This window comes from Pseudomonas sp. 382 (assembly GCF_002759075.1).
GTDB classification, from domain to species: domain Bacteria; phylum Pseudomonadota; class Gammaproteobacteria; order Pseudomonadales; family Pseudomonadaceae; genus Aquipseudomonas; species Aquipseudomonas vlassakiae.
On record NZ_PEMX01000094.1, the window covers coordinates 1 to 1,189 of the forward strand.

A 1,189-nucleotide genomic window follows, 5' to 3' on the forward strand; every position below is an offset into this window, starting at 1 on the left:
TAAGGAAACTCCGAACAAGTTGCCCATCAGCCGGAAATGGACGGCTTGGGCATGCCGAAAAGCCCGATTTTCACCCGCTGATTATTGGATAACCAAGGCACAGCCTTGGTTTTCTGCCCTCACGGGCGCACCTCTCCCGCAGCAGGCAATAATTGCCGGCGCACCATCCACAGATTCGACAGCGCAAACAGCGTGGTCAGTTGCGCTGTGTTCTTGGCCAAGCCGCGAAAACGCGTCTTTACATAGCCGAACTGGCGTTTGATCACCCGGAACGGGTGCTCCACCTTTGCACGCACTTGCGCCTTGGCCTTTTCGATCTTGCGCTTGGCTTTGTAGAGCACGCTGCGTTTGCTCAAGTGCTTGTAGGTGCTGCGTCGCGCAGCTATCTGCCAGATCACTGGCCGCCCGTCGTGCTCAGGCCGCTTCTCTACGCCGGTGTAGCCCGCGTCGGCACACACGACGTTCTCTGCGCCATGCAGCAGTTGTGCAACTTCCATTACGTCGGCCACGTTCGCGGCGGTGCCATGAACGTGATGCACCAGACCCGATTCAGCATCCGCGCCGATGTGCGCCTTCATGCCGAAATAGTACTGGTTGCCCTTCTTCGTTTGATGCATTTCAGGATCGCGCTTGCCTTCCTTGTTCTTGGTCGAACTGGGCGCGTGGATGATGGTGGCGTCGACAATGGTGCCCTGGCGCAACGACAGGCCCTTGTCTCGCAGGTAATTGTTGATGGTTTCCAGAATGCCCGCCGCCAGCTGATGCTTCTCCAGCAGGTGCCGGAAATTCATGATCGTCGTGTCTTCGGGGATCGGAGCGCTGAGCGTCAGGCGAGCAAACTGGCGCATCGACGTGATTTCGTACAGTGCTTCTTCCATGGCCGGATCGCTCAGCGAAAACCAGTTTTGCAGCAGGTGAACACGCAGCATGGTTTCCAGTGGGTACGGCTTGCGACCACCGCCGGCCTTTGGGTAATGCGGCTCGATCAATGCCACCAAACCGCTCCACGGCACCACCTGCTCCATCTCGGCCAGGAAACGCTCGCGACGGGTTTGCTTGCGCTTACCGGCGTACTCGAAATCGGAAAAGCTCATCTGACTCATGGGAAGGAGGGCTTGTAGAGGGCTGTTGGACAGAGGGCTATTTCAGCACAGGTCAGATGGCCTGTGCTGACTTGTTCGGAGTTTCC

General features: G+C 57.9%; 1 protein-coding gene. It reads right to left on the bottom strand.

The window, feature by feature from the left end; translation table 11 throughout:
• Positions 1-119 precede the first annotated feature (119 nt).
• Positions 120-1,103: an IS5 family transposase gene (locus CQW31_RS30725; protein WP_081264849.1), complete on the bottom strand. Its 984-nt coding sequence runs from the start codon at positions 1,101-1,103 to the stop codon at positions 120-122.
• Positions 1,104-1,189: the final 86 nt, after the last annotated feature.